Raw genomic sequence first — 18805 nt, 5'->3', positions numbered from 1 at the left:
AGAGAGATCGGCGCCTTCCTCCTATTCGATGCGGAAGACGAACTCCTGCGTCGCCAGCACCTCGGCATCGCCCGTGGTCTGGCATTCGTAGCGCATCACCGCGGCGCGCACGGCCGAGTGGTACACGCGCGGCCCCGACAGGAAGCGCACCTCCTGCACATGTCCGCCCTTGATGCGGACCTCGGCCTTGACCACGCCGCCGATGCCTTCGTCCAGCGCCTTGCGCGGCATCTCGGGCTTGACCTGCCGCGGGCAGGCCACCGCGATGTCGGTGGAGGTCGCCTTCGGCGGGGCCGGCGGCGCGGGAGGCGCCGGCGGTGCGGCCGGCGGCGGCGCCACGGGCTCGGTGTTCTGCACGGCGGTGATCGCAGGCGCCGACGTGGCCGGCGGTGTCACGGCCGGCGGCGGCACATAGGCCGGGCGCGGCGGCGGCGGGGCCTTGGGCGTTTCCTGGCGCACGATCTTCTTCGGCGGCGGGGGTGGCGGTGGTGGGGGCGGCGGCGGCTTGATCTCGCTGATGATGGTCGCGTCCATCGGCTTCTTGATCAGCTCGACCGTCTGGCGCGCCAGCCCCGACACGAGCGCGTAGCCCACGCCGACATGGAACAGCACCATCACGGCGATGCCCACGGGCCCGAAGCGTGATTTCGGGTTGAAGTCCTTGCGGGAGCGCTTCATGGGATGAACTGCTCCGCGCCCACGATGCCCAGCTTGCTCACGCCCGTGCGCTGCGCCGAGGCCATCACGCCGGCCACCACCTCGTACTTGGCGCGGCGGTCGGGCCGCAGGTGCACCTCGGGCTGCACGGCCTGCGCGGCGACCTGCTCGAAGCGCCGTTCCATCTCGCTGCGGTCGGCCAGCGGCTCGCCGTTCCACTGCACGACGCTGAGCGCGTCGATGTCGATGCGCAGCACCTCGGGCTTGAGCTCGCTGGGCGGCGGGTTGCCCGTGGGCATGTTCAGGTTCACCGAGTGCAGCTGGATCGGGATGGTGATGATCAGCATGATCAGCAGCACCAGCATCACGTCGATGAGCGGCGTGGTGTTGATGTCCATCATCGGCTCGTCGGAAGGCGTGCTGCTGCGCCGCCCCTGCTTCTGTTTTCTTGGCATGGCTTGCTTGTCTCGCTGTCTGCTCGTCTCAGTTGCGCGCGGGCGGCTCGGTGATGAAGCCCACCTTGGCGATCCCGGCCGCCTGGCAGGCGTAGATGATCCGGCCCACCGGCTCGTAGTCGGAATGCCAGTCGCCGCGGATGTGCACCTCGGGCTGCGGGTTCAGGGCCGCCACCTTGGTGAGCCGCGCCACCAGCGCGGGCGTGTCACGCACCGGCGTGTCGTACCAGTAGGTGCGGCCGGCGGCGTCCACCGAGATCACGACGGTCTCGGGCTTGCTCTCGCGCACCTCGTTGCGCTCCTTCGGCACCGCGACGGGCACCGAGTAATTGACCACCGGGATGGTGATGAGGAAGATGATCAGCAGCACCAGCATCACGTCGACCAGCGGCGTGGTGTTGATGGCCGCGATGGCCTGTTCCTCGTCTCCCCCGGAGGCCGGGATGTTCATCGCCATGGCGCAGTCCGCTTGCGTGCGTGCGCGCGCGTCAGGCCGCGGCGCTGCCGGCCAGGATCACGGAGTGCAGCTCGCCGCTGAACTCGCGCACGTCGTCCATCACGGTGATGTTGCGGCGCAGGAGCCAGTTGTAGCCCAGCACCGCGGGCACGGCCACGGCCAGGCCGATGGCGGTCATGATGAGCGCCTCGCCCACCGGGCCCGCCACCTTGTCGATCGAGGCCTGCCCCGCCACGCCGATGGCGGTGAGCGCGTGGTAGATGCCCCAGACCGTGCCGAACAGGCCGACGAAGGGCGCGGTGGAACCCACGGTGGCCAGCAGCGACATGCCGTTGCCCAGGCGCCGCTGCACGCGCTCGGTGGCGCGGTGGATGCACAGGTCGACGAAGTCGGCGAAGTCGACCTTGCCGCGCAGGCCGTCGTGCTTCTGCGTGGCCTGCATGCCGGCGTCGGCGATGAAGCGGAACGGGCTGCCTTCGGCCAGCCGCGCGGTGCCGGCCTGCACGGTGCCCGCGTTCCAGAACTCGTTGTCGACCGCGCGCGCCTGGCGGCCCATGCGCATCTGTTCGAGCAACTTGGTGACGATCACGTACCAGCTGCCCATCGACATGATCGCCAGGATGGCGAGCACGGCCTTGGCGACGGCATCGCTCTGCGACCAGAGCGCTCCCACGCCGTAGGGATTGTCGACCTTGGCGGTGGCGGCCGGTGCGGCAACCGGGGCTGCAGGCTTCTCGGGCACCGCCACGGGCGCCGGCGTGGCGGCAGCAGCACTGGCCGCGGCCTGCGGTGCGGCCGGCGTCTGGGCGCCCGCGAGTTGCGGCGCGCTGCCCAGGCCGAGGGCCAGAACAAAGGGCGCGGCCACGGCCGTCAGCCGTGCAAGAAATGTCTTCGTCATCGTTGTCTTCTCCAGAAAAATTGATTGGCTTCAGGCGCCGGCCTGCCAGCCGTGCGCCTTGTCCCAGACCGCCTGCACGCCGCTGCCCGCGCCGTCCACCACGTGGTAGCGGTCGTAGGGCGCGGCCGTCATGCAGGCGTGGTGCGGCAGCACGCGCACGCAGGCGCCCAGGGGCAGCGCGCGGAACATGGCCTGTGCGTCGTCGTCGCCTTCGCACGCGATCAGCCCGTGCTCCTGGTGCAGCTCGGCCACGCACAGGCCGAGCAGCGGCACCGTGCCGTCGGCCCGGCACACCAGCCCGAAGCCCAGGCCGGCGCGGAACTCGGCCGCCGACTGGTCCTTGGACAGCGCGAGCGCGCCGGCGTCGATCAGCACGCGGCGCGAGCGCGGGTTGTGGCCGATCACGGTGGCCAGCACCGACAGCGCGATCTCGTCCACGCCGCAGATGCCGCGCGCCGCCTGGTCCAGGTCGAAGAAGGTGTAGACGCCGGGGCGCATCTCGGTGACGCCCTCGAGCGACTGCGCGCACACGGCCGTGGGCGTGGAGCCCACGCTCACCACCTCGACCGGGATGCCGACCGCGCGCAGCCGCTCGGCCGCATGCACGGCGCCGGCGCGCTCGGCCTCGGCGATGGCGCGGATCGCCGTGCCGCCCTGCACGTGGTAGCTGTGGCCCGCATGCGTGAGCACGCCGGCCAGCGACAGCGATTCGCTGCGCTGCACCTCGCGCGCGAGCGACAGCAGGCCGTCGTCGCGCGGACCGACGCCGCCGCGGCCGCCGCCCGTGTCGATCTCCAGCAGCACGCGAAAGCTCGCGCCCAGCGCCCGCGCGCGGGCACCGGCCGCCTGCACGGCCTCGACGGAATCGGCCAGCAGCGTCACGCGCGCGCCGTGCGCGCGCTGGATGTCGTGCAGCGCCTCGATCTTGTTCGCGTCGATGCCCACGGCGTAGGTCAGGTCGGTGAAGCCGTGGCGCGCGAAGTAGGCGGCCTCGGCCACGGTCGACACCGTGAGCCCGCCGGCCTGCCCGCGCGTGGCGCGCCGCGCCACTTCCGCCGACTTGGCCGTCTTCAGGTGCGGTCGCAGCGCCACGCCATGGCGCGCCGCACGCTGCGCCATCGCTTCGCAGTTGCGTTCGAGCACGCCGACGTCGAGCAGCAGCGCGGGCGTGGTGAGTTCGGCCAGGGGCGTCATCGGCCGGTTCCGGACGCGACCTGCGCCATCACGCCGTCGATTTCCTCGGCCACGCGCTGCACCAGCGGCGGCAGCAGCACCAGCGTCATGTGCGCGGCGCCTTCGATGCACGCCAGGCGGCGTTGCGTCGACAGCGCCGCATGCGCTTCCTGGAACTCGGGCCAGCGCTGCTGCACCGCGGCAATGGCCGGGTCCGCACCGGCCGGCAGCGGCTGCTGCCTGGCCCACAGCACGGCCAGCGGACGCGAGCCGAAGTCGGGCGACGCGGCCGCCTGGCGCGCGACGTGCGGCAGGCCGCGCACCTCGGCCACCATGGTGTCGAGCGCTTCGGGCGTGTAGGTCGCCTTCATCTGGCGCAGCACCTGCGGCATGTCGGCGAACAGGGCCTCGATGGGCGCCTGCTCCGGCGGCGGCGGGCCGCCGGCCTGGAAGTCCTTGCGCTTGACGCGCTCGGCCGCGAACTGCGATTCGGGCGGGTGCTCGTACATCGCGAACTGGTCGGGGTGGCTGGCATCGAGCATCACGACACCGGCCACCTGCTGTGGATACAGGCCCGCGTAGACCCGGTTCAGAAGACCGCCGAGCGAATGGCCGACGAGCACGATCGGGCCCGTCACGCCGGCGGCTGCGAGCAGCGCATGCAGGCGGTGCGCGGTGCGCTCGCCGTCGAAGGGCGCGTCGTCGGCTTCGCTCCAACCCATGCCGGCGCGGTCGTAGCTGATCACCGGGTGCTTCGCCGCCAGCGCCTGCTGCAGGCGCGCGTAGGTCGGCGAGGCGCAGCCGCCACCGGCTTCGATGACGAGCGTGGGCTGCGCGGCACTGGCCGCCACCGGACCGCTGCGCTGCAGATGCATGGCGCGGCCGTCGATGGTGTACAGCTCGCCGGGCGCGGCCATGTGGTGCGGGCGACCGGGTTGCTCCACGCGCGGCCAGTAGTCGAGGTCGCGCACGCGGTACGGCAGGTTGGCGAAGTCGGTGCTCAGCGAGGCCGGCGTCGACACGTACAGCACCGACTTGGCCAGGGGCCCGAACTCCGCATGGAAGTGCTGCGCCGACTTCACGATGACCAGCTTCTTGCCCGCCAGGTCGATGCCCAGGCCCGTGAAGAGATCGGCGCCGATGACCTGGTTGCGCTTGCTGATGAGCACGATGTCCACGCCGTCGGCCGCCTGCACCCACACGCACGGGCCCATGGGCGTGCGCACGCCCGAGAGGCCGCCCTGCGAATGCGCCTCCACCACGTTCATCACGGTCACGTGCAGGTCAATCGGGTCGCCCGAGGCCGGGCCGCACTTGCCGCCCAGGCGCAGCTCGAAGCTCGCGCCCACGCCCGCGTCGCGGCACAGCTGCACCGCGCCCAGGTCCCACACGCCGCCGAAGGCGACGTCGCCGATGCCGCGCTCGACCACGGCGCGCAGCATGAAGGTGCTGTCGCTGGTGGCGCCGCCGCCGGGGTTGTCGGCGGTGTCGGCGATGACGACGGGGCCGCCCTGCACGGCCATGGCTTTGGCGAGCGTCTCCTCGATCGAGAGCGAGGGCACGCCGGTCTCGTGGCGCAGGTCCCAGAAGCCGCGGCCGAGTTCTTCGGCCAGCTTGGCGGCCAGCGCGGGGTCGTTGTCGGTCACCACCCACAGCTTGGCGCCCGACTCGGGCACGTCGGCCCAGGGGAAGCCATGGCCCAGCGACACCGAGAGCACGCCCGGCAGCTTTTCGGCGTCCTGCATGCGGCGCACGAAGCCGGCCATCGGCTCGCGCGTGGTGTGCCACTTGCCGACCATGCGGCAGTCGTGCACGGCCGTCACGGGCTTCACGCGGCCCTGCGCGGTGTCGACCACGATGCGGATCAGCTCGGTCAGGCGCTCGAAGGCATCGGTGTGCGGGTATTCCTTGTAGCAAATGATGGCGTCGGCCGTGTTCAGCATCTTCTGCGTGAAGTGGCAGTGCAGGTCGAGCGACACACCGATGGGCACGTTCGGTCCGACGATCTCGCGCACGCGCGTGATCACGTCGCCTTCGCAGTCGTCGTAGCCGTCGGCCACCATCGCGCCGTGCAGCACGAGGATCACGCCGTCGACCGGGCCGGCCTTGCGCAGGTCGTCCAGGATCTCGTCGCGCAGGCGCTCGTACACGCTGCGCACGGTGCGCCCCAGCGGCTGCGCGAAGGCCAGCAGGCTCTCGACGGTTTCATGGCCTTCGGCGGCCAGCTGCCGGCGCACTTCCACCGCGTACAGGCCGTAGCCGGTGGCGTCGCGCGTGCTGGCGTCGCCGCGGAAGATGCCGTATTCCTCGTAGCTGCCCAGGCCGGTGGGGGCCGAGACGAAGGTGTTGGTCTCGGTGGCGAACAGGGTGGTGAAGAACTTCATGCGCGGGGCTCCTGGCGGGCAAGGTGGATGTTTCGCGAGCGCGTGGTGGCAAACAGCAGTCCCACGACCCGGCCGCCCTTGCGCTCCACGTTGAGAACCGATTTGCCCAGCTGGGCCAGCACCGGGTCGACCGAGGCGAGCGTGGCCACATCGGCCGACAGCGGCGTCAGCACGCACGCGTGCTGGCCGTGGCGGCCCTGCACGGTGAGCTGCAACCGGCCGTCGACCAACACCATCCGCGCGGTGGCGTCGAGGTCGGGGCTGATGTAGTCGCCGCACAGTTCGTCGGCGAGCGACGCGGCATCGGGCGCGGTCTCGGGCAGGCGCTCGAAGCGGCGAGGCTGGCCGCCTTCGTGCAGCACGAAGGCATCGGGTGCGCGTTGCGGGTCGATGTCGGCGGTGTCGATCACGAGATCGTTCGTCGGCAGGTCCTGCAGGCCCAGCCAGAGCTTGCCGTCGCCCTGGTTCAGGGGCCTGGCCTCACCGGCCTGCCACGACAGCGCCAGCTTGCCGGCCACGTCCGCAAAGCCCAGCAGGCCGCCGGTGGAGGGTGCGTGGTAGCGCTGGCCGGGCAGCGCGGGGAAGGCGCTGGCCAGCGGGCGCACCTCGGGCGGCGCGAGTGCGTCGCCAAGCAGCAGCTCGATCACCTTGAGGGCCAACGCCGACGGCGACACGGGCGCGCCGTTCACCATGGCGATGATGTCCAGCCCGTGGCTGGGCACGCTGATCATCTGCGACTGCGCGCCGAGCACGGCGCCCGCGTGGTGCACGATCTCGACGCCGCGGTACGGGTGGCGCGCGAGCCCGAAGCCGTAGTTCACCTGCGAGCCCGACGACAGCGTGGTGGGCGCCGACAGCAGCGCCCAGCTCTTCGCGCTGCCCACGATCTTCTCGCTGCCGTGCATGTGGGCGAGCCAGCGCAACATGTCGTCCGCCGTCGACACCAGCGAGCCGCCGCCGTCGAGTTCGCACGGGTACAGGCCGCGGCGCCAGCCGCCGCCGGGCGCGGGCATGTACAGGCCGGCCATGCCGGGGACCACGTTCAGGTCGGTCACCACCGACGAGGTGTCGGCCATGCCGAGCGGGTCGAACAGGCGCGCCTTCAGGAAGTCGTTGAAGCTCTTGCCGCTCACGCGCTCGACGATCTTGGCCAGCAGGAAGTAGCCGCCGTTGCTGTAGACCATGTGCGTGCCGGGCTCGAAGTTCAGCTCGCTCTGGCGCGCCATGGCCGGCAGGCCCGGGCCGGGCAGCGTGAACGTGAGGCCATGCGCAATGGCCCACAGCTCGTCGTGGCCGCGCCAGCCGCTGGTGTGCGTGAGCAGGTGGCGCAGCGTGGGGCCGTTGGCGCTCAGTTGCGGCAGCTCGGGCAGGTACTTCTGCACCGGATCTTCCACGTCGAGCAGGCCGTCTTCGGCCAGCAGCAGCACGGCCATGGCGGTGAAGTGCTTGCTGGTGGAGGCGATGCGCATGCGCGTGGTCGGCGTGAGCGCCACGCCCATCTCCAGGCTGGCCATGCCGACGGCGCGGCGGTACAGCAGGCGGCCATGCTGCGCGATGGCCAGCACCAGGCCGGGCGCGTCGCTGCGGTTCAGGGGCACCACCAGCGCGTCGATGGCGGCCAGTGCGGAGGCGGTGTCAGGAAGAGGAGCTGAAGGGTGTGGTTGTGACATGGAGGAACAACGAACGATGAAAGAGGGGGGAGCGGAATCTCGACGCGGAAGGCTCAGTTCGGCTTCGCTTCGCGCATCAGGCGAACGAACGGGCCTTCGGCGGCGCGCAGCACCATGGCGCCCAGGCTGCCGCCGACCAGCGTGGTCACGACGATGGACACCGCCAGCCCGTTGGGCATCGACTTGAGGGCGTCCGACAACATGCCCACCACCAGCGGACCCACCACGCCGAAGGGCAGGCTGGCCAGCGTGAGCATGGCGATGGTGCGGGCGCGCAGGTGCGGCGGCGCCGCGTCCTGCAGCACGTTGGGCAGCAGCACCGCGCTGCCGATGAGCGGCACCACCAGCAGGCCCAGCAGCGCGAAGTTGTGGTTGGCCGAGCTCGTGAACAGCAGCAGCGTCGACATCAGCGCCGCCGAGAGATTGCCCAGCATGATCAGGCGCAGCGCCGCGGCCGGCCCCATGCGTGGCTGCACGTAGCGCATCGACAGCACGCCCAGCAGGCCGCCGGCCACGGTGCCGCACAGGAAGGCCAGGCCCATGCCCTGCCCCATCTGCACCGGCGTGACGCCGTAGGTGCGTGCCGTGAGGATCGGCAGCCAGGTGCCCAGCGAGCTCAGGCCCACGCTGGTCAGGCCCACGCCGACCACCAGGCCCGCGAAGGTGCGCCAGTGCTGGCGCAGGTGCTGGCGCAGGGTCGTGGCGCCCGGTGCGTCGGCGGCCGGTGCCCCCGGCGTTGCTTTGGCTTCCAGTGCGCCGCCGCGCGGCGTGCGCCGGATCGACAGCACCAGCAGCGTCACCGGAATGCCGGCGCTGGCCAGCACGAAGAAGGTCAGGCGCCAGGCTTCGAGCTGCTGCATCGCGACCGGCAGCCAGGGCCGCAGGTCGTCGGTGAGGTGCACGATGGTGCCGCCCAGCAGCGCGCCCAGCGCACTGCCGAAGATGGCCGACAGCGCGAACACCGCATTCGCCAGCACCCGCTGCGCGCGCGGGAACAGGTCGGGGATCATGCTGTTGGTGATGGGCGTGAGGCCCGCCTCGCCCACGCCCAGGCCGACGGAAGCGACGAACAGCACGCCGTAGTCCATGGCCGTGCCGCGCATGGCCGTGGCGGCGCTCCACAGCACCACGCAGGCCGCGAGCACCACGCGCCGGTCGTAGCGGTCGCTGAGCCAGCCCAGCGGCAAGGTGGCGATGCCGGTGAACAGCACGATGCCGGCGCCCTGCAGCAGCCCGAGCTGCGTGTCGGAGAGCGACAGCGTCTGGCGGATCGGCTCCGTCAGCAGCGTGAGGATGACCTTGTCGATCGAGCCCAGCACCGTCGCGATGATGAGCACCGCCAGCGCATACCAGGCGCTGGTGGGCGCCTTGCGGGTCGTTTCCAGGGCCGCAGGGGCGGCCGCATCCAGCGGCATCGGTGCCGCGAACGGTGGGAGGCCCGACATGTCAGAACGGAACGTTGACGTTCACGCCGATGGTGCGCGCGGGCACGAGCGCCGCAGTCACCAGGTTCGGGTTCGCGTTGAGTCCGGTTTCGATCGACACGATGCCGCGCTTGTTCGTCAGGTTGCGCACGTAGGCCGAGACGCTGAAGCGCTTGAAGTCGATGCCCGCCTGCAGGTCGACCAGCGTGTAGGCCGGCATGTTGATGCTCGGAATGGCCGTGCTGCCGCGGTAGCCCGCATCACGCTTGCCGGTGTAGCGCGCGCTGATGCCGACGTAGGCCGGGTGGTCGGCCAGGCTGAAGTTGCGCGTCACGCCCAGCGTGGCGGCAAAGCGCGGCGTGTGCGGCAGGCGCGCGCCGGCCTTGGCGCCCAGACCCTTGGCATCCTCGGTCAGGCGCGCATCGACGGCCGCGGCATTGGCGGTGAAGCGCCATTCCTTGCTGGGCTTCCAGTTGAGCGTGATCTCGCTGCCCTTGATGCGGGCCGCGCCCGCGTTGGTGACGAACACGAAGGCGCCGCTGCGCGTGGGCTGCTGCACGCCGGTCCACTCGATGTCGTACAGCGCCGCCTCCAGCGACAGCGTGCGGTCCAGCAGGTCGGCCTTGTAGCCCAGCTCGTAGCTCCACAGCGAGTCGGAGTTGTACATCGGCTGCACCACGTTGCGGTCGGTGTCGGCCTTGAGCACGTTGGGACCGCCGGGGCGGTAGCCGCTGGCCGCGCGGAAGTACATGGTGCTCGTGTCCGACAGCGTGTACTTGGCCGCGGCCAGGTAGGTGGTCGGGCTTTCCGACGAGGTGCCGGCGGCACTGGCGGCGACCGACCCGACGAGCTGGCCGGTCTGGCGGCTGGCGTACTTCTGGTTGTTGCGCGCCAGGCGCACGCCGCCGGTGAGCGAGAACTTGGGCGTCACGTTCCAGGTGACGTCGCCGTAGGCCGCCTCCTCGCGGTAGCGCGAGGACTGCGTCGAGGTCAGCAGGCCGAGGCTGCGGCCCCCGATCAGGTTGGCGTCCATGACGCCGTTGTTGCTGCCGCGTTCGCGGTTCAGGTACAGGCCCGCCAGCCACTCGATGGTGGTGCCCGAGCGCGAGGTCAGGCGGAACTCCTGGCTGACGCGGTGCTGCTCCACGGCGCTGTTCACCGGCACCGAGGCCACCGGCAGGCGCAGCGCGCTCAGCATCGGCCCGTAGCGGCCGGTGACGTCGACGGTGTTGTTGATCTTCACGTCCTGCGCGGAGGTGATCGAGTTCAGGCGGGCCCAGCCGAAGTCGTATTCCACGTCCAGCCCGAACAGCTGCGTGAGGTTGCTGTACGACTCGTTGGCCGACAGCTGGCGCGTGCGCTCCCGCGTCCAGGGGCGCAGCGTGCGCTGGTCCATGTCCTCGAAGCCCAGGCCCTTGCGATGCACGTCCTGCACCGTGCCCGTGAGGCGCACCGTGAGTTCGCGCGTGGGCGTGAGCAGCAGCGAGACGCGGCCGCCGTCGGTGTGGCCGCGGTCGATGTTGCGCCCGCGCGCCAGGCCCGTGGCGTCGTAGCTGCCGCCGAACTGGTCGGTGAAGGCGGCGAAGCGCACGGCCGCCACGTCTTCCTTGAGCGGCACGTTGAGCACCGCGCCGGTCGTGAAGCCCGGACCGCCGCCCTGCGTCCACGAGGTGCCCAGCTTCACCGAGCCCGCGAACTCCATGGTGTCGGGCTGGTTGGTCACGTACTTGAGCACGCCGCTCATGGCGCCCGCGCCGTACAGCGTGCCCTGCGGGCCGCGCAGCACCTCGATGTGGCTGAGGTCGAGCATGCCCATGTCCAGCGGCGTGTTGCCACCGCTCGCGCCGGCCGAGCTCATGCCGGTGGCCACGTCGTCCACGTACACGCCCACGGTCGCGATGCCCTGCACCGGACCGGTGGTCAGCCCGCGCATGGTGAGCGTGCCGCCCACGCTGCCGCTGCTGGTGAGGTTCACGCCCGGCTGCTCGGCCACGTAGTCGGCCAGGTTCTTCGCGCCCGCGCGCTCCAGCGCCTGGGCCTTCATCACGTTGACCTGCATCGGGATCTCGCGCACCGGCTCGCGGCGGCGCGTGGCGGTGATGGTGACGCTGTCGAGCGACTGCGGCGCCTCGTCGGCCTGCGGCTTCGCAGCGGCGGCCGTGTAGATCACGATGGCGCCGTCATCGCCGCGGCGCGTCTGCAGCGGCGTGCCTTCGAGCAGCCGCGCCAGCGCGTCCTGCGGCGACAGCGCGCCCTTCACGCCGCGCGTGGCCACGCCCTTCACGTCGTCGACCTTGTAGAGCAGCTGCACGCCGCCCTGCGCGATGTAGGCGTCCAGTGCGGTCTTGAGATCGCCGCCGCTCACGTCGAAGCCCTGCGGCGGGGCCTGCGTCTGTGCGTGCGCGGCCATGCCGCTGGCCAGCGCCCACGCGCCGCCGATGACCCACGGGCGCAGTGCGCCGTACGTTCGCTTCTTCTGGGGCGGCAGGCCGGTGCGGGGCGCGGTGCGATTCATTGTGTGTGTCTCCAGCGTGGTTATTTGTTTGGGTACCCACTGAGACGAATGCCCCGTCACATTCCGGTAATTTACGGATTCGAAATTCTGATTTCGTTGCCGCTCTCATGCGCGGCAAGGCCGAAGCCCTGCTTGAGAAGCCCCACGAAGCCGCTCATGTTGTTGGCATCGAAGCTGCCGCCGATGCGCACCTGCGCGATGACCGGGTCGGCGATCACGAGCTTGCGCAGGTTGTAGCGGTTGAACTGCGCGGCCGCGTCGCCCAGCGTGGTCTGGTCGAACACGAGCTTGCCTTCGCGCCAGCTGAGTTCGTCATCGACCTGCTTGGGCGCCTTGGACATCACGAGCACGTTGTCGGCATGCGTGACCGCGGCCTGGTTGCGCGTGAGCACGGTGGGCTCGGCGCTTCGGGCATCGGGCTTGGCCGCGGCGATCTGCACGCGCCCTTCCTCCACCGTCACGTTCACCTGCTCGCCCTGGCGCCGCACGAGAAAGCGCGTGCCCAGCACGGTGATGCGGCGGTCGCCGGCGATCACGACGAAGGGATGGTTCTTGTCGTGCGCGATGTCGAAGTAGGCCTCGCCCGCATCGAGCCACACCTTGCGCCCGCTGTCGTTCACGGCCGTGCGCACCTGCGTGGCGGTGTTCAGCGTGAGCTTCGAGCCGTCGGACAGCGCCACCGACTGGCGCGCGCCCACGGCCGTGGCGTAGTGCTGGCCGCGCTCTTCCTGCGTGTACTGCCAGCCGAGCCAGGCGGTGCCGGCGGCGGCCACGAGCACGCCGGCGGCGATGCGTTGCAGCGAGAAGCGCGACAGGCGCTGAGGCGGACGTGCGGCCTGCGGCGCGGGTGCCGGCGCGGGAATGGGAATGGGGATCGCCGGCGTGCGCAGCGCGCCCAGCCGGTCGCCGCGCTCCCACGCGCTGGACAGCCGCAGCCAGGCCACGCGGTGGGCGATGGAGGCGGCGATCCAGGCGTCCAGCTGCTGCTGGTCGGTGTCGGTCCAGTCGCCGCTGTCGCGGCGGGCCAGCCAGTCGGCGGCCAACGATTCGATGCGCTGGGCTTCGCTCATGGTGAGAGCCTCCGCTCGTTCTGCGCTCGCCCGAAGGCCTTGGTGTCCAGCTGCACGCCGCCCGACAGCAGGGCGTCGGCCAGCGCGCGCACGCCGCGCGAGACCTGCCGCTCCACCGTGTCCTCGGTGATGCCCAGCTGCGTGGCGACCTCGCGCTGCGAGAGCCCGTCGATCTTGCGCATCTCGACCACGCGGCGGCACTTGGAGGGCAGCGCGTCGAGCGCGGTCTGCAGCAGCCGCAGCTCGCCGCGGCCGGCGGCATGGCGTTCGGGCGTGAGCTCGTCGGCCGAGAAATCGAGCGCGTCGAGGTCGGCAATGATCTCGATGGACACGATCTGCGCGCGCCGGGCGCGGTCGATCAGCAGGTTGCGCGCGGTGGCAAAAACGAAAGGCTTGACCTGGTCGGGCATGGATCTGGAGGCGGACTCGTAAATGCGCACGTAGACGTCCTGCCGCAGGTCGGGCACTTCGGCGTCGTCGCGCCAGTTGCGGCGAAGGAAGCGCGTGAGCGCGGCTTCCATCGGCAGCACCTCGCTGACGAACCAGGCATCCAAGTCACTGAGAACCACGAAGCGCTCCTGGAAATTGAAGGGCCGACACACAAAGCGGCAGGTCGCCGGGATTGGCGACAGACAGTGAGACGAACGGCCCGAAGATTTCCGGTAACGCGCGAAGGCCCGCCGGCGAAATTTCCTTGAATTCCCATGCCCGGCGGCGGACCCGGAAATTCTAGAAGGCACGGCCCGAGGGCTTTTCCCCCTTGCCCCGTTACCGGAAAGTGCGCTCGAACTCGTCTCACCGGGGGCAGAAGAAAAACCAATTCGCGGAAAACAGACCGACATGATTCGAATCCGGAGGCAGCCCCCCACCTTCCTTGCCCTCTTGCTGACCCGCCCCCGCCTTGCCCTCGTGGCCGCCGCCGGCCTGCTGGCGACGGGGCTGGCCTGCGCCCACGCGCGGGAGTTCGACGTGAAGGGCGGCGAGCTGCGGCCCGCGCTCGACGCCTACATCGCGCAGTCGGGCGTGCAGCTCATCTACAAGATGGAAGACGTCAAGGACCTCTCGACCCGGGGCATCAGGGGAAAGGTCGCCGCCGACGCGGCGCTGGAGCGCCTGCTCGACGGCACGCGCCTGCGCGTGCGGCGCGGGCAGGACGGCGCGATGGTGCTCATCGCGCCGGCCCGCTCGCCCGCGGCCGCCCGATCGGAGCCGCCGCCGCGCGTCGAGTAATACGATTGGTTTCCCTCGCGCACCTGCGCAACACTCCGGCCCCCAGGAACCCCGCGAGATGCACCGCAATGGCGCGCATTTCTCGCACTTTCTGACACACTAGCTGCGCAACGCGCGAAGGGTGTGTGCCGTGCCCCCATGGCCGGCCCGGCCGGTGGTCCCCGCCGCTTCGCTGCACCGCCCGCACGACGCCCATGAAACTCTTCGCGACCGCGAAACGCCGCATCAGCCTGAACACGCGCCTCAGCGTCGGCGTTGCGGCCGTCGTGCTGGCCACCACCTTCATCATCGCCACGGTGGCGCTGCACCTGGTCAAGAGCCGCATGCAGGCCTCGATCGCCAACGAGGAGTTCGCGCGGCTGTCGGCCATCGCGAGCGCGGTAGAGCAGAAGTTCGCCAGCCGGCGCATCCTGCTGAAGACGATCGCCGAGAGCGTGGGCTCGCACGGCATCACGAACGCCGCGCCGCTGCAGGCCTTTCTGGAAAAGCACCAGTCCCTGCGGGCGGCGTTCGACAACGTCGCCTTCCTGGACACGGACGGCGAGCTGGTCGCCAACCTGAACGGCGCGCGACAGATCGGCAAGGTGAACGTGAAGGACCGCGCGTACTTCAAGGACACGGTCGCCGCGCGCACGGGCGTGATCTCCGAGCCTTACCGCAACCGGCTCAACGGCCTGGCGCAGGTCGCCATCACCGAGCCGGTGCTCGATGCGGCCGGCCGGGTGCTGTTCGTGATCTCGGGCTCCATCAACCTGAAGGACCGCAACATCCTGGGCGAGCTGGCCGACGTGCGCTTCGGCCAGACGGGCTACGTGTTCATCACCACCGCCGACGGCATCGTGATCGACCACCCGCTGGCCGACCGCGTGCTCAAGCAGGCCAACATGGCCATGGCCGACGACGCGCCCGACCTGGACCGCGCGATCGGCGGCTTCGAAGGCACCATCGAAGGCGTGAACCATGCGGGCGTGCCCGGCCTGTACGCCTTCAAGCGAATCCGCCAGGCCGACTGGATCATGGGCTCGATGTACCCGCGCCACGAGGCCTTTGCCCGCATCGAAGCCATCGAGCGCACCGCGTGGATCGGCGCCATCGTGCTGGCGCTGCTGGCCGGCGCGCTGGCGCTGGCCGTGGTGCGCCAGCAGCTGCGCCCGCTCACCGGGCTGCACCGCCACATGCTCGACGCCCACGCGACGCCCGCGCAGGCGGCCGTGGCGCGCACCTACCCGGACGACGAGATCGGCGACCTCTCGCGCACCTTCGACCGGCTCATGCAGCAGCACCAGGCCAGCGAGAAGTTCCTGCGCGACATCACCGACAACCTGCCGGCCATGATCTCGCACGCCGACGCGCAGGGCCGCTACACCTTCGTGAATGCGCGGCTGTGCGAGGAGCTGGGCTACAGCGCCGAGGAGCTGGTGGGCCAGCCCGTGCAGAGCATGAGCGGCCTGCACGACGACCCGACGCTCGAGCACAACCTGCGGCGCGTGCTGGCCGGCGAGGCCGTGTCCTTCGAGCGGCGCGGCGCCGCGCACCGCGACGAGGAAGAGCACTTCTTCCAGACCGACTTCATCCCCGAGCTCGACGCGCAGGGGCGGGTGTGCGGCTACTACGCGATGACCTTCGACATCACGCAGCGCAAGCACATCGAGCTCGAACTGGCGCACAGCGAGGCGCAGATCCGCACCATCGCCGACAACATTCCCGCGCTGGTCTCGCACGTCGACGCCGCGCTGTACTACACCTTCGTCAATGCCAAGGTGCGCACGCTGCACCACGGCCAGCCGCTGGTGGGCCAGTGGATGCCGGCCGTGCGGGGCGCGGCCGATTTCGCGGTGGTGCGGCCCCACATGGAGCGCGCGCTGGCGGGCGAGACGGTGATCGTCGAGAAGGCCGGCGACGCGGCGCTGGGCATCGGCGACCGCACCTTCAAGGCCCACTACATTCCCGACCAGGACGCCGAAGGCATGGTGCACGGCGTGTTCGCGATGACCTTCGACATCACCGACGAAGTGAACATCCGCCGCGCCCTCACGCAGCAGGAAAAGCGCCTGCGCGACGTGACCGACAACATCCCCGCGCTGGTGGCCTACTTCGACCGCGACGAGAACTGCCTGTACGGCAACAGCCGCGCGCGGCGCATGGCGGGCCTGGACGAGCGCGCGCCGCTGGACGGCGTGACGCTGCGCTCGGCCGTGGGCGAGGCGGTGTACGTGCAGCACACGCCCCACCTGCCCACGGTGCTCGCCGGCAGGGCGACGCAGTACCCGGTGCAGGTGCCGATCGACGACCGGGAGGCGCACTTCCAGGTGAACCTGATTCCCGACAAGGACCTGGCGGGCCACACGGCGGGCTTCTACCTCATGACCTTCAACGTCACGGCGCTGAAGGAGGCCGAGCGCAAGCTCATCGAGCTGGCGCGCATGGACGTGCTGACCGGCCTGCCGAACCGGCTGGCCTTCAACGAGCAGCTGCCCGCGGCGATGTCGCGCGTGCGCCGCGCCGAAGGCGGCATGGCGCTGATGTTCCTGGACATCGACCACTTCAAGGCCATCAACGACACGCTCGGCCATTCCACCGGCGACGGCGTGCTGGCCGAATATGCGCGCCGCCTGCGCGCCAGCGTGCGCGAGACCGACACCGTGGTGCGCCTGGCCGGCGACGAGTTCGTGATCGTGCTGGAGAACGTGCACTCGCAGGACGCGGTGGCGGACGTGGCGCACAAGATCGTCTCGCAGATCGCGGCGCCGGCGTTCCCCGTGGAAGGCCGGCGGCTGGACGTCACGACCAGCATCGGCATCGTGTTCGTCGAGACGGTCGACGCCACCGTCGGTGCCGGCGAACTGCTCGCGCGGGCGGACACGGCGCTCTACGCCGCCAAGTCGCAGGGCCGCAACCGTTTCGCGTTCTACCGTTAGCGTCGGCACACCCGCCGCACCCCTCACCACCACCAGGAGACCCATCCATGGCAGCCACCGAAGTCGTCATGCCCGAACAGCTCGTGCAGGAGCTCGACCTGCAAAGCCGCATGCCGATCGCGCGCATCGGCCAGGCGCTGATGTCGCTGGGCATGGTCACGCAGGCGCAACTCGACGCGGCGCTCCAGCAGCAGCAGCGCGAGCCCACGGTGCCGCTGGGCGAGACGCTGGTGCGCATGGGCGTCGTGAGCCGGGGCCAGCTGCAGACCGCGCTGGTGCGCAAGATGGGCTACCCGCTGGTGAACCTGCATGTGTTTCCGGCCGCGGCCGACGCGCTGCGCAAGGTGGGCCACGAGGCCGCGCGGCGCCTGCAGGTCATGCCGCTCATGCTGCACGGCGGGCGCCTGGTGCTGGCGCTCGACGACCCGGTCAACCGGCACGCGGTGATCGACGAGGTGGAGTTCATCGCGCAGATGAAGGTGCTCCCCGTGCTGGGCCAGTGCCTGGACCTGGACGGCGTGCTGCACAAGGCCTACGAGAAGGTCGGCCAGGTGGCGGCCGAACGCCCGGTGATCGACATGAACGACCCGATGCGTCCGCTCGAGTTCGACATGACGGGCACCAGCACGCTGCTGAAGACGCTCGAGAAGGAAGAATCGGCCGCCGCGCCCGCCGCCGGCGAGCCGCCCGTGGAGCAGTCGGACAACTCGCTGGTGCGCATGATCAACAGCATGATCCTCGAAGCGCACCGCGAGGGCGCCTCCGACATCCACATCGAGAGCGACCCCGGGCAGGAAAAGACGCGCATCCGCTTTCGCCGCGACGGCCGGCTCTACACCTACCTGGAGCTGCCGCCCAGCTACCGCAACGCGGTGGTCGCGCGCGTGAAGATCATGTGCGACCTGGACATCAGCGAAAAGCGCAAGCCGCAGGACGGCAAGATCAACTTCTCGAAGTACTCGCCGCAGCACCGCATCGAGCTGCGCGTGGCCACCATCCCGACCAACAACGGCCTGGAAGACGTGGTGATGCGCATCCTGGCCTCGGCCAAGCCCATCGCGCTCGACGCGCTGGGCCTGTCCGAGCGCAACCTGGCGCAGTTTTCGCAGGCGGTCGACCGGCCCTACGGCATGGTGCTGTGCGTGGGCCCCACGGGCTCGGGCAAGACCACCACCTTGCACTCGGCGCTCATGCGCATCAACACGCCCGAGCGCAAGATCTGGACCGCCGAAGACCCGATCGAGATCACGCAGCCGGGCCTGCGCCAGGTGCAGGTCAACCCGCGCATCGACTGGACCTTTGCCAAGGCGCTGCGCGCCTTCGTGCGCGCCGACCCCGACGTGATCATGGTCGGCGAGATCCGCGACGCCGAGACCGCCAGGACCGCCATCGAGGCCTCGCTCACCGGCCACCTCGTGCTGTCGACGCTGCACACCAACAGCGCGCCCGAAACCGTGACGCGCCTGCTCGACATGGGCATGGACCCGTTCAACTTCGCCGACTCGCTGCTGGCCGTGCTGGCGCAGCGGCTGGTGCGCTGCCTGTGCCCGCAGTGCGTGCAAAGCCGCCCGGCCACGAGCGAGGCGGTCGAGGAGCTGCTGGCCGACTACATGCACGCCTTCGGCGCGCAGGACACGCCGGCCGCGCGCGACGCCGTGCGCGCCGAGTGGGTGCAGCGCCACGGGCGCGACGGCCAGCTGCAGACCTACACGAGCACCGGCTGCAAGCACTGCAACGACACCGGCTTCCGGGGCCGCGTGGGCATCCACGAACTCATGGTGATGTCGAGGGAACTGCGCCGGCTGGTGCAGGGCGGCGCGCGCGCCGAGGAACTGCAGGACGCCGCGATGCGCGAGGGCATGCGCACGCTGCGTCAGGACGGCATCGAGAAGGTGCTGGCGGGCCGGACCACGCTCGAGGAAGTGCGCGCGACCAGCAACGTCTGACCCCCAAC

General features: G+C 70.5%; 14 protein-coding genes. 3 read left to right on the top strand and 11 right to left on the bottom strand.

The features are described from left to right. Nucleotides 1-21: 21 nt before the first annotated feature. The 11 genes from AC07OX_RS16615 to AC07OX_RS16565 form a co-directional block, all read right to left on the bottom strand. Nucleotides 22-678, bottom strand: a complete 657-nt coding sequence (locus AC07OX_RS16615) for an energy transducer TonB (protein WP_495261150.1) — start codon at nucleotides 676-678, stop codon at nucleotides 22-24. Next, entirely contained in the window at nucleotides 675-1112 is a 438-nt protein-coding gene (locus AC07OX_RS16610; protein WP_095948762.1) for an ExbD/TolR family protein, read from the bottom strand. Before AC07OX_RS16610 ends, AC07OX_RS16615 begins: the two co-directional genes overlap by 4 nt. Nucleotides 1113-1140: 28 nt before the next feature. Beyond that, entirely contained in the window at nucleotides 1141-1569 is a 429-nt protein-coding gene (locus tag AC07OX_RS16605) for an ExbD/TolR family protein (protein WP_095948763.1), read from the bottom strand. A gap of 31 nt (nucleotides 1570-1600) precedes the next feature. Then, nucleotides 1601-2467, bottom strand: a complete 867-nt coding sequence (locus tag AC07OX_RS16600) for a MotA/TolQ/ExbB proton channel family protein (RefSeq protein WP_095746596.1) — start codon at nucleotides 2465-2467, stop codon at nucleotides 1601-1603. Nucleotides 2468-2497: 30 nt separating this feature from the next. Continuing rightward, a complete protein-coding gene (locus AC07OX_RS16595) occupies nucleotides 2498-3661 on the bottom strand; it encodes an alanine racemase (RefSeq protein ID WP_495261151.1) in 1164 nt (387 codons plus the stop codon). After that, nucleotides 3658-6024 carry an alpha/beta fold hydrolase gene (locus AC07OX_RS16590; protein WP_495261152.1) on the bottom strand — a complete coding sequence of 789 codons (2367 nt, stop codon included), beginning with the start codon at nucleotides 6022-6024 and terminating at the stop codon, nucleotides 3658-3660. The genes AC07OX_RS16595 and AC07OX_RS16590 overlap by 4 nt, the downstream gene beginning before the upstream one ends. Then, nucleotides 6021-7694 carry a serine hydrolase domain-containing protein gene (locus tag AC07OX_RS16585; RefSeq protein WP_495261153.1) on the bottom strand — a complete coding sequence of 558 codons (1674 nt, stop codon included), beginning with the start codon at nucleotides 7692-7694 and terminating at the stop codon, nucleotides 6021-6023. Before AC07OX_RS16585 ends, AC07OX_RS16590 begins: the two co-directional genes overlap by 4 nt. A 53-nt stretch (nucleotides 7695-7747) precedes the next feature. Next, on the bottom strand, nucleotides 7748-9139 hold the full coding sequence (locus tag AC07OX_RS16580) for an MFS transporter (protein WP_139702536.1): 1392 nt from the start codon (nucleotides 9137-9139) through the stop codon (nucleotides 7748-7750). Nucleotide 9140: 1 nt separating this feature from the next. Further along, a complete protein-coding gene (locus tag AC07OX_RS16575; protein ID WP_495261154.1) occupies nucleotides 9141-11633 on the bottom strand; it encodes a TonB-dependent receptor in 2493 nt (830 codons plus the stop codon). 71 nt (nucleotides 11634-11704) lie between these two features. Further along, nucleotides 11705-12703, bottom strand: coding sequence for a FecR family protein (locus tag AC07OX_RS16570; RefSeq protein ID WP_495261155.1), 999 nt, complete (start codon nucleotides 12701-12703; stop codon nucleotides 11705-11707). Next, nucleotides 12700-13272, bottom strand: coding sequence for an RNA polymerase sigma factor (locus tag AC07OX_RS16565; RefSeq protein WP_223301388.1), 573 nt, complete (start codon nucleotides 13270-13272; stop codon nucleotides 12700-12702). Before AC07OX_RS16565 ends, AC07OX_RS16570 begins: the two co-directional genes overlap by 4 nt. Nucleotides 13273-13585: 313 nt before the next feature. On the opposite strand from AC07OX_RS16565, the gene AC07OX_RS16560 reads away from it, so the two are divergent. From AC07OX_RS16560 to AC07OX_RS16550, 3 genes are all read left to right on the top strand, one after another. Beyond that, nucleotides 13586-13933 carry an STN domain-containing protein gene (locus AC07OX_RS16560; protein WP_354342414.1) on the top strand — a complete coding sequence of 116 codons (348 nt, stop codon included), beginning with the start codon at nucleotides 13586-13588 and terminating at the stop codon, nucleotides 13931-13933. A 194-nt stretch (nucleotides 13934-14127) separates the two neighbouring features. Continuing rightward, the gene (locus AC07OX_RS16555) at nucleotides 14128-16851 is read left to right on the top strand and encodes a sensor domain-containing diguanylate cyclase (RefSeq protein WP_495261156.1); all 2724 of its coding nucleotides are present in this window, start codon (nucleotides 14128-14130) and stop codon (nucleotides 16849-16851) included. Nucleotides 16852-16898: 47 nt separating this feature from the next. Further along, the gene (locus AC07OX_RS16550; RefSeq protein ID WP_495261157.1) at nucleotides 16899-18797 is read left to right on the top strand and encodes a GspE/PulE family protein; all 1899 of its coding nucleotides are present in this window, start codon (nucleotides 16899-16901) and stop codon (nucleotides 18795-18797) included. Nucleotides 18798-18805 lie beyond the last annotated feature (8 nt).

The organism is Variovorax sp. GW821-FHT09D07 (assembly GCF_059416345.1).
Note: the sequence above shows the minus strand (reverse complement) of the source record. Positions and strands in the feature narration are given on the sequence as shown.

Coding starts and splice junctions, on each gene's coding strand:
- AC07OX_RS16570 (WP_495261155.1), bottom strand. CDS start 12,703: ATGAGCGAAGCCCAGCGCATCGAATCGTTGGCCGCCGACTGGCTGGCC.
- AC07OX_RS16595 (WP_495261151.1), bottom strand. CDS start 3,661: ATGACGCCCCTGGCCGAACTCACCACGCCCGCGCTGCTGCTCGACGTC.
- AC07OX_RS16580 (WP_139702536.1), bottom strand. CDS start 9,139: ATGTCGGGCCTCCCACCGTTCGCGGCACCGATGCCGCTGGATGCGGCC.
- AC07OX_RS16600 (WP_095746596.1), bottom strand. CDS start 2,467: ATGACGAAGACATTTCTTGCACGGCTGACGGCCGTGGCCGCGCCCTTT.
- AC07OX_RS16610 (WP_095948762.1), bottom strand. CDS start 1,112: ATGCCAAGAAAACAGAAGCAGGGGCGGCGCAGCAGCACGCCTTCCGAC.
- AC07OX_RS16555 (WP_495261156.1), top strand. CDS start 14,128: ATGAAACTCTTCGCGACCGCGAAACGCCGCATCAGCCTGAACACGCGC.
- AC07OX_RS16605 (WP_095948763.1), bottom strand. CDS start 1,569: ATGGCGATGAACATCCCGGCCTCCGGGGGAGACGAGGAACAGGCCATC.
- AC07OX_RS16585 (WP_495261153.1), bottom strand. CDS start 7,694: ATGTCACAACCACACCCTTCAGCTCCTCTTCCTGACACCGCCTCCGCA.
- AC07OX_RS16575 (WP_495261154.1), bottom strand. CDS start 11,633: ATGAATCGCACCGCGCCCCGCACCGGCCTGCCGCCCCAGAAGAAGCGA.
- AC07OX_RS16590 (WP_495261152.1), bottom strand. CDS start 6,024: ATGAAGTTCTTCACCACCCTGTTCGCCACCGAGACCAACACCTTCGTC.
- AC07OX_RS16550 (WP_495261157.1), top strand. CDS start 16,899: ATGGCAGCCACCGAAGTCGTCATGCCCGAACAGCTCGTGCAGGAGCTC.
- AC07OX_RS16615 (WP_495261150.1), bottom strand. CDS start 678: ATGAAGCGCTCCCGCAAGGACTTCAACCCGAAATCACGCTTCGGGCCC.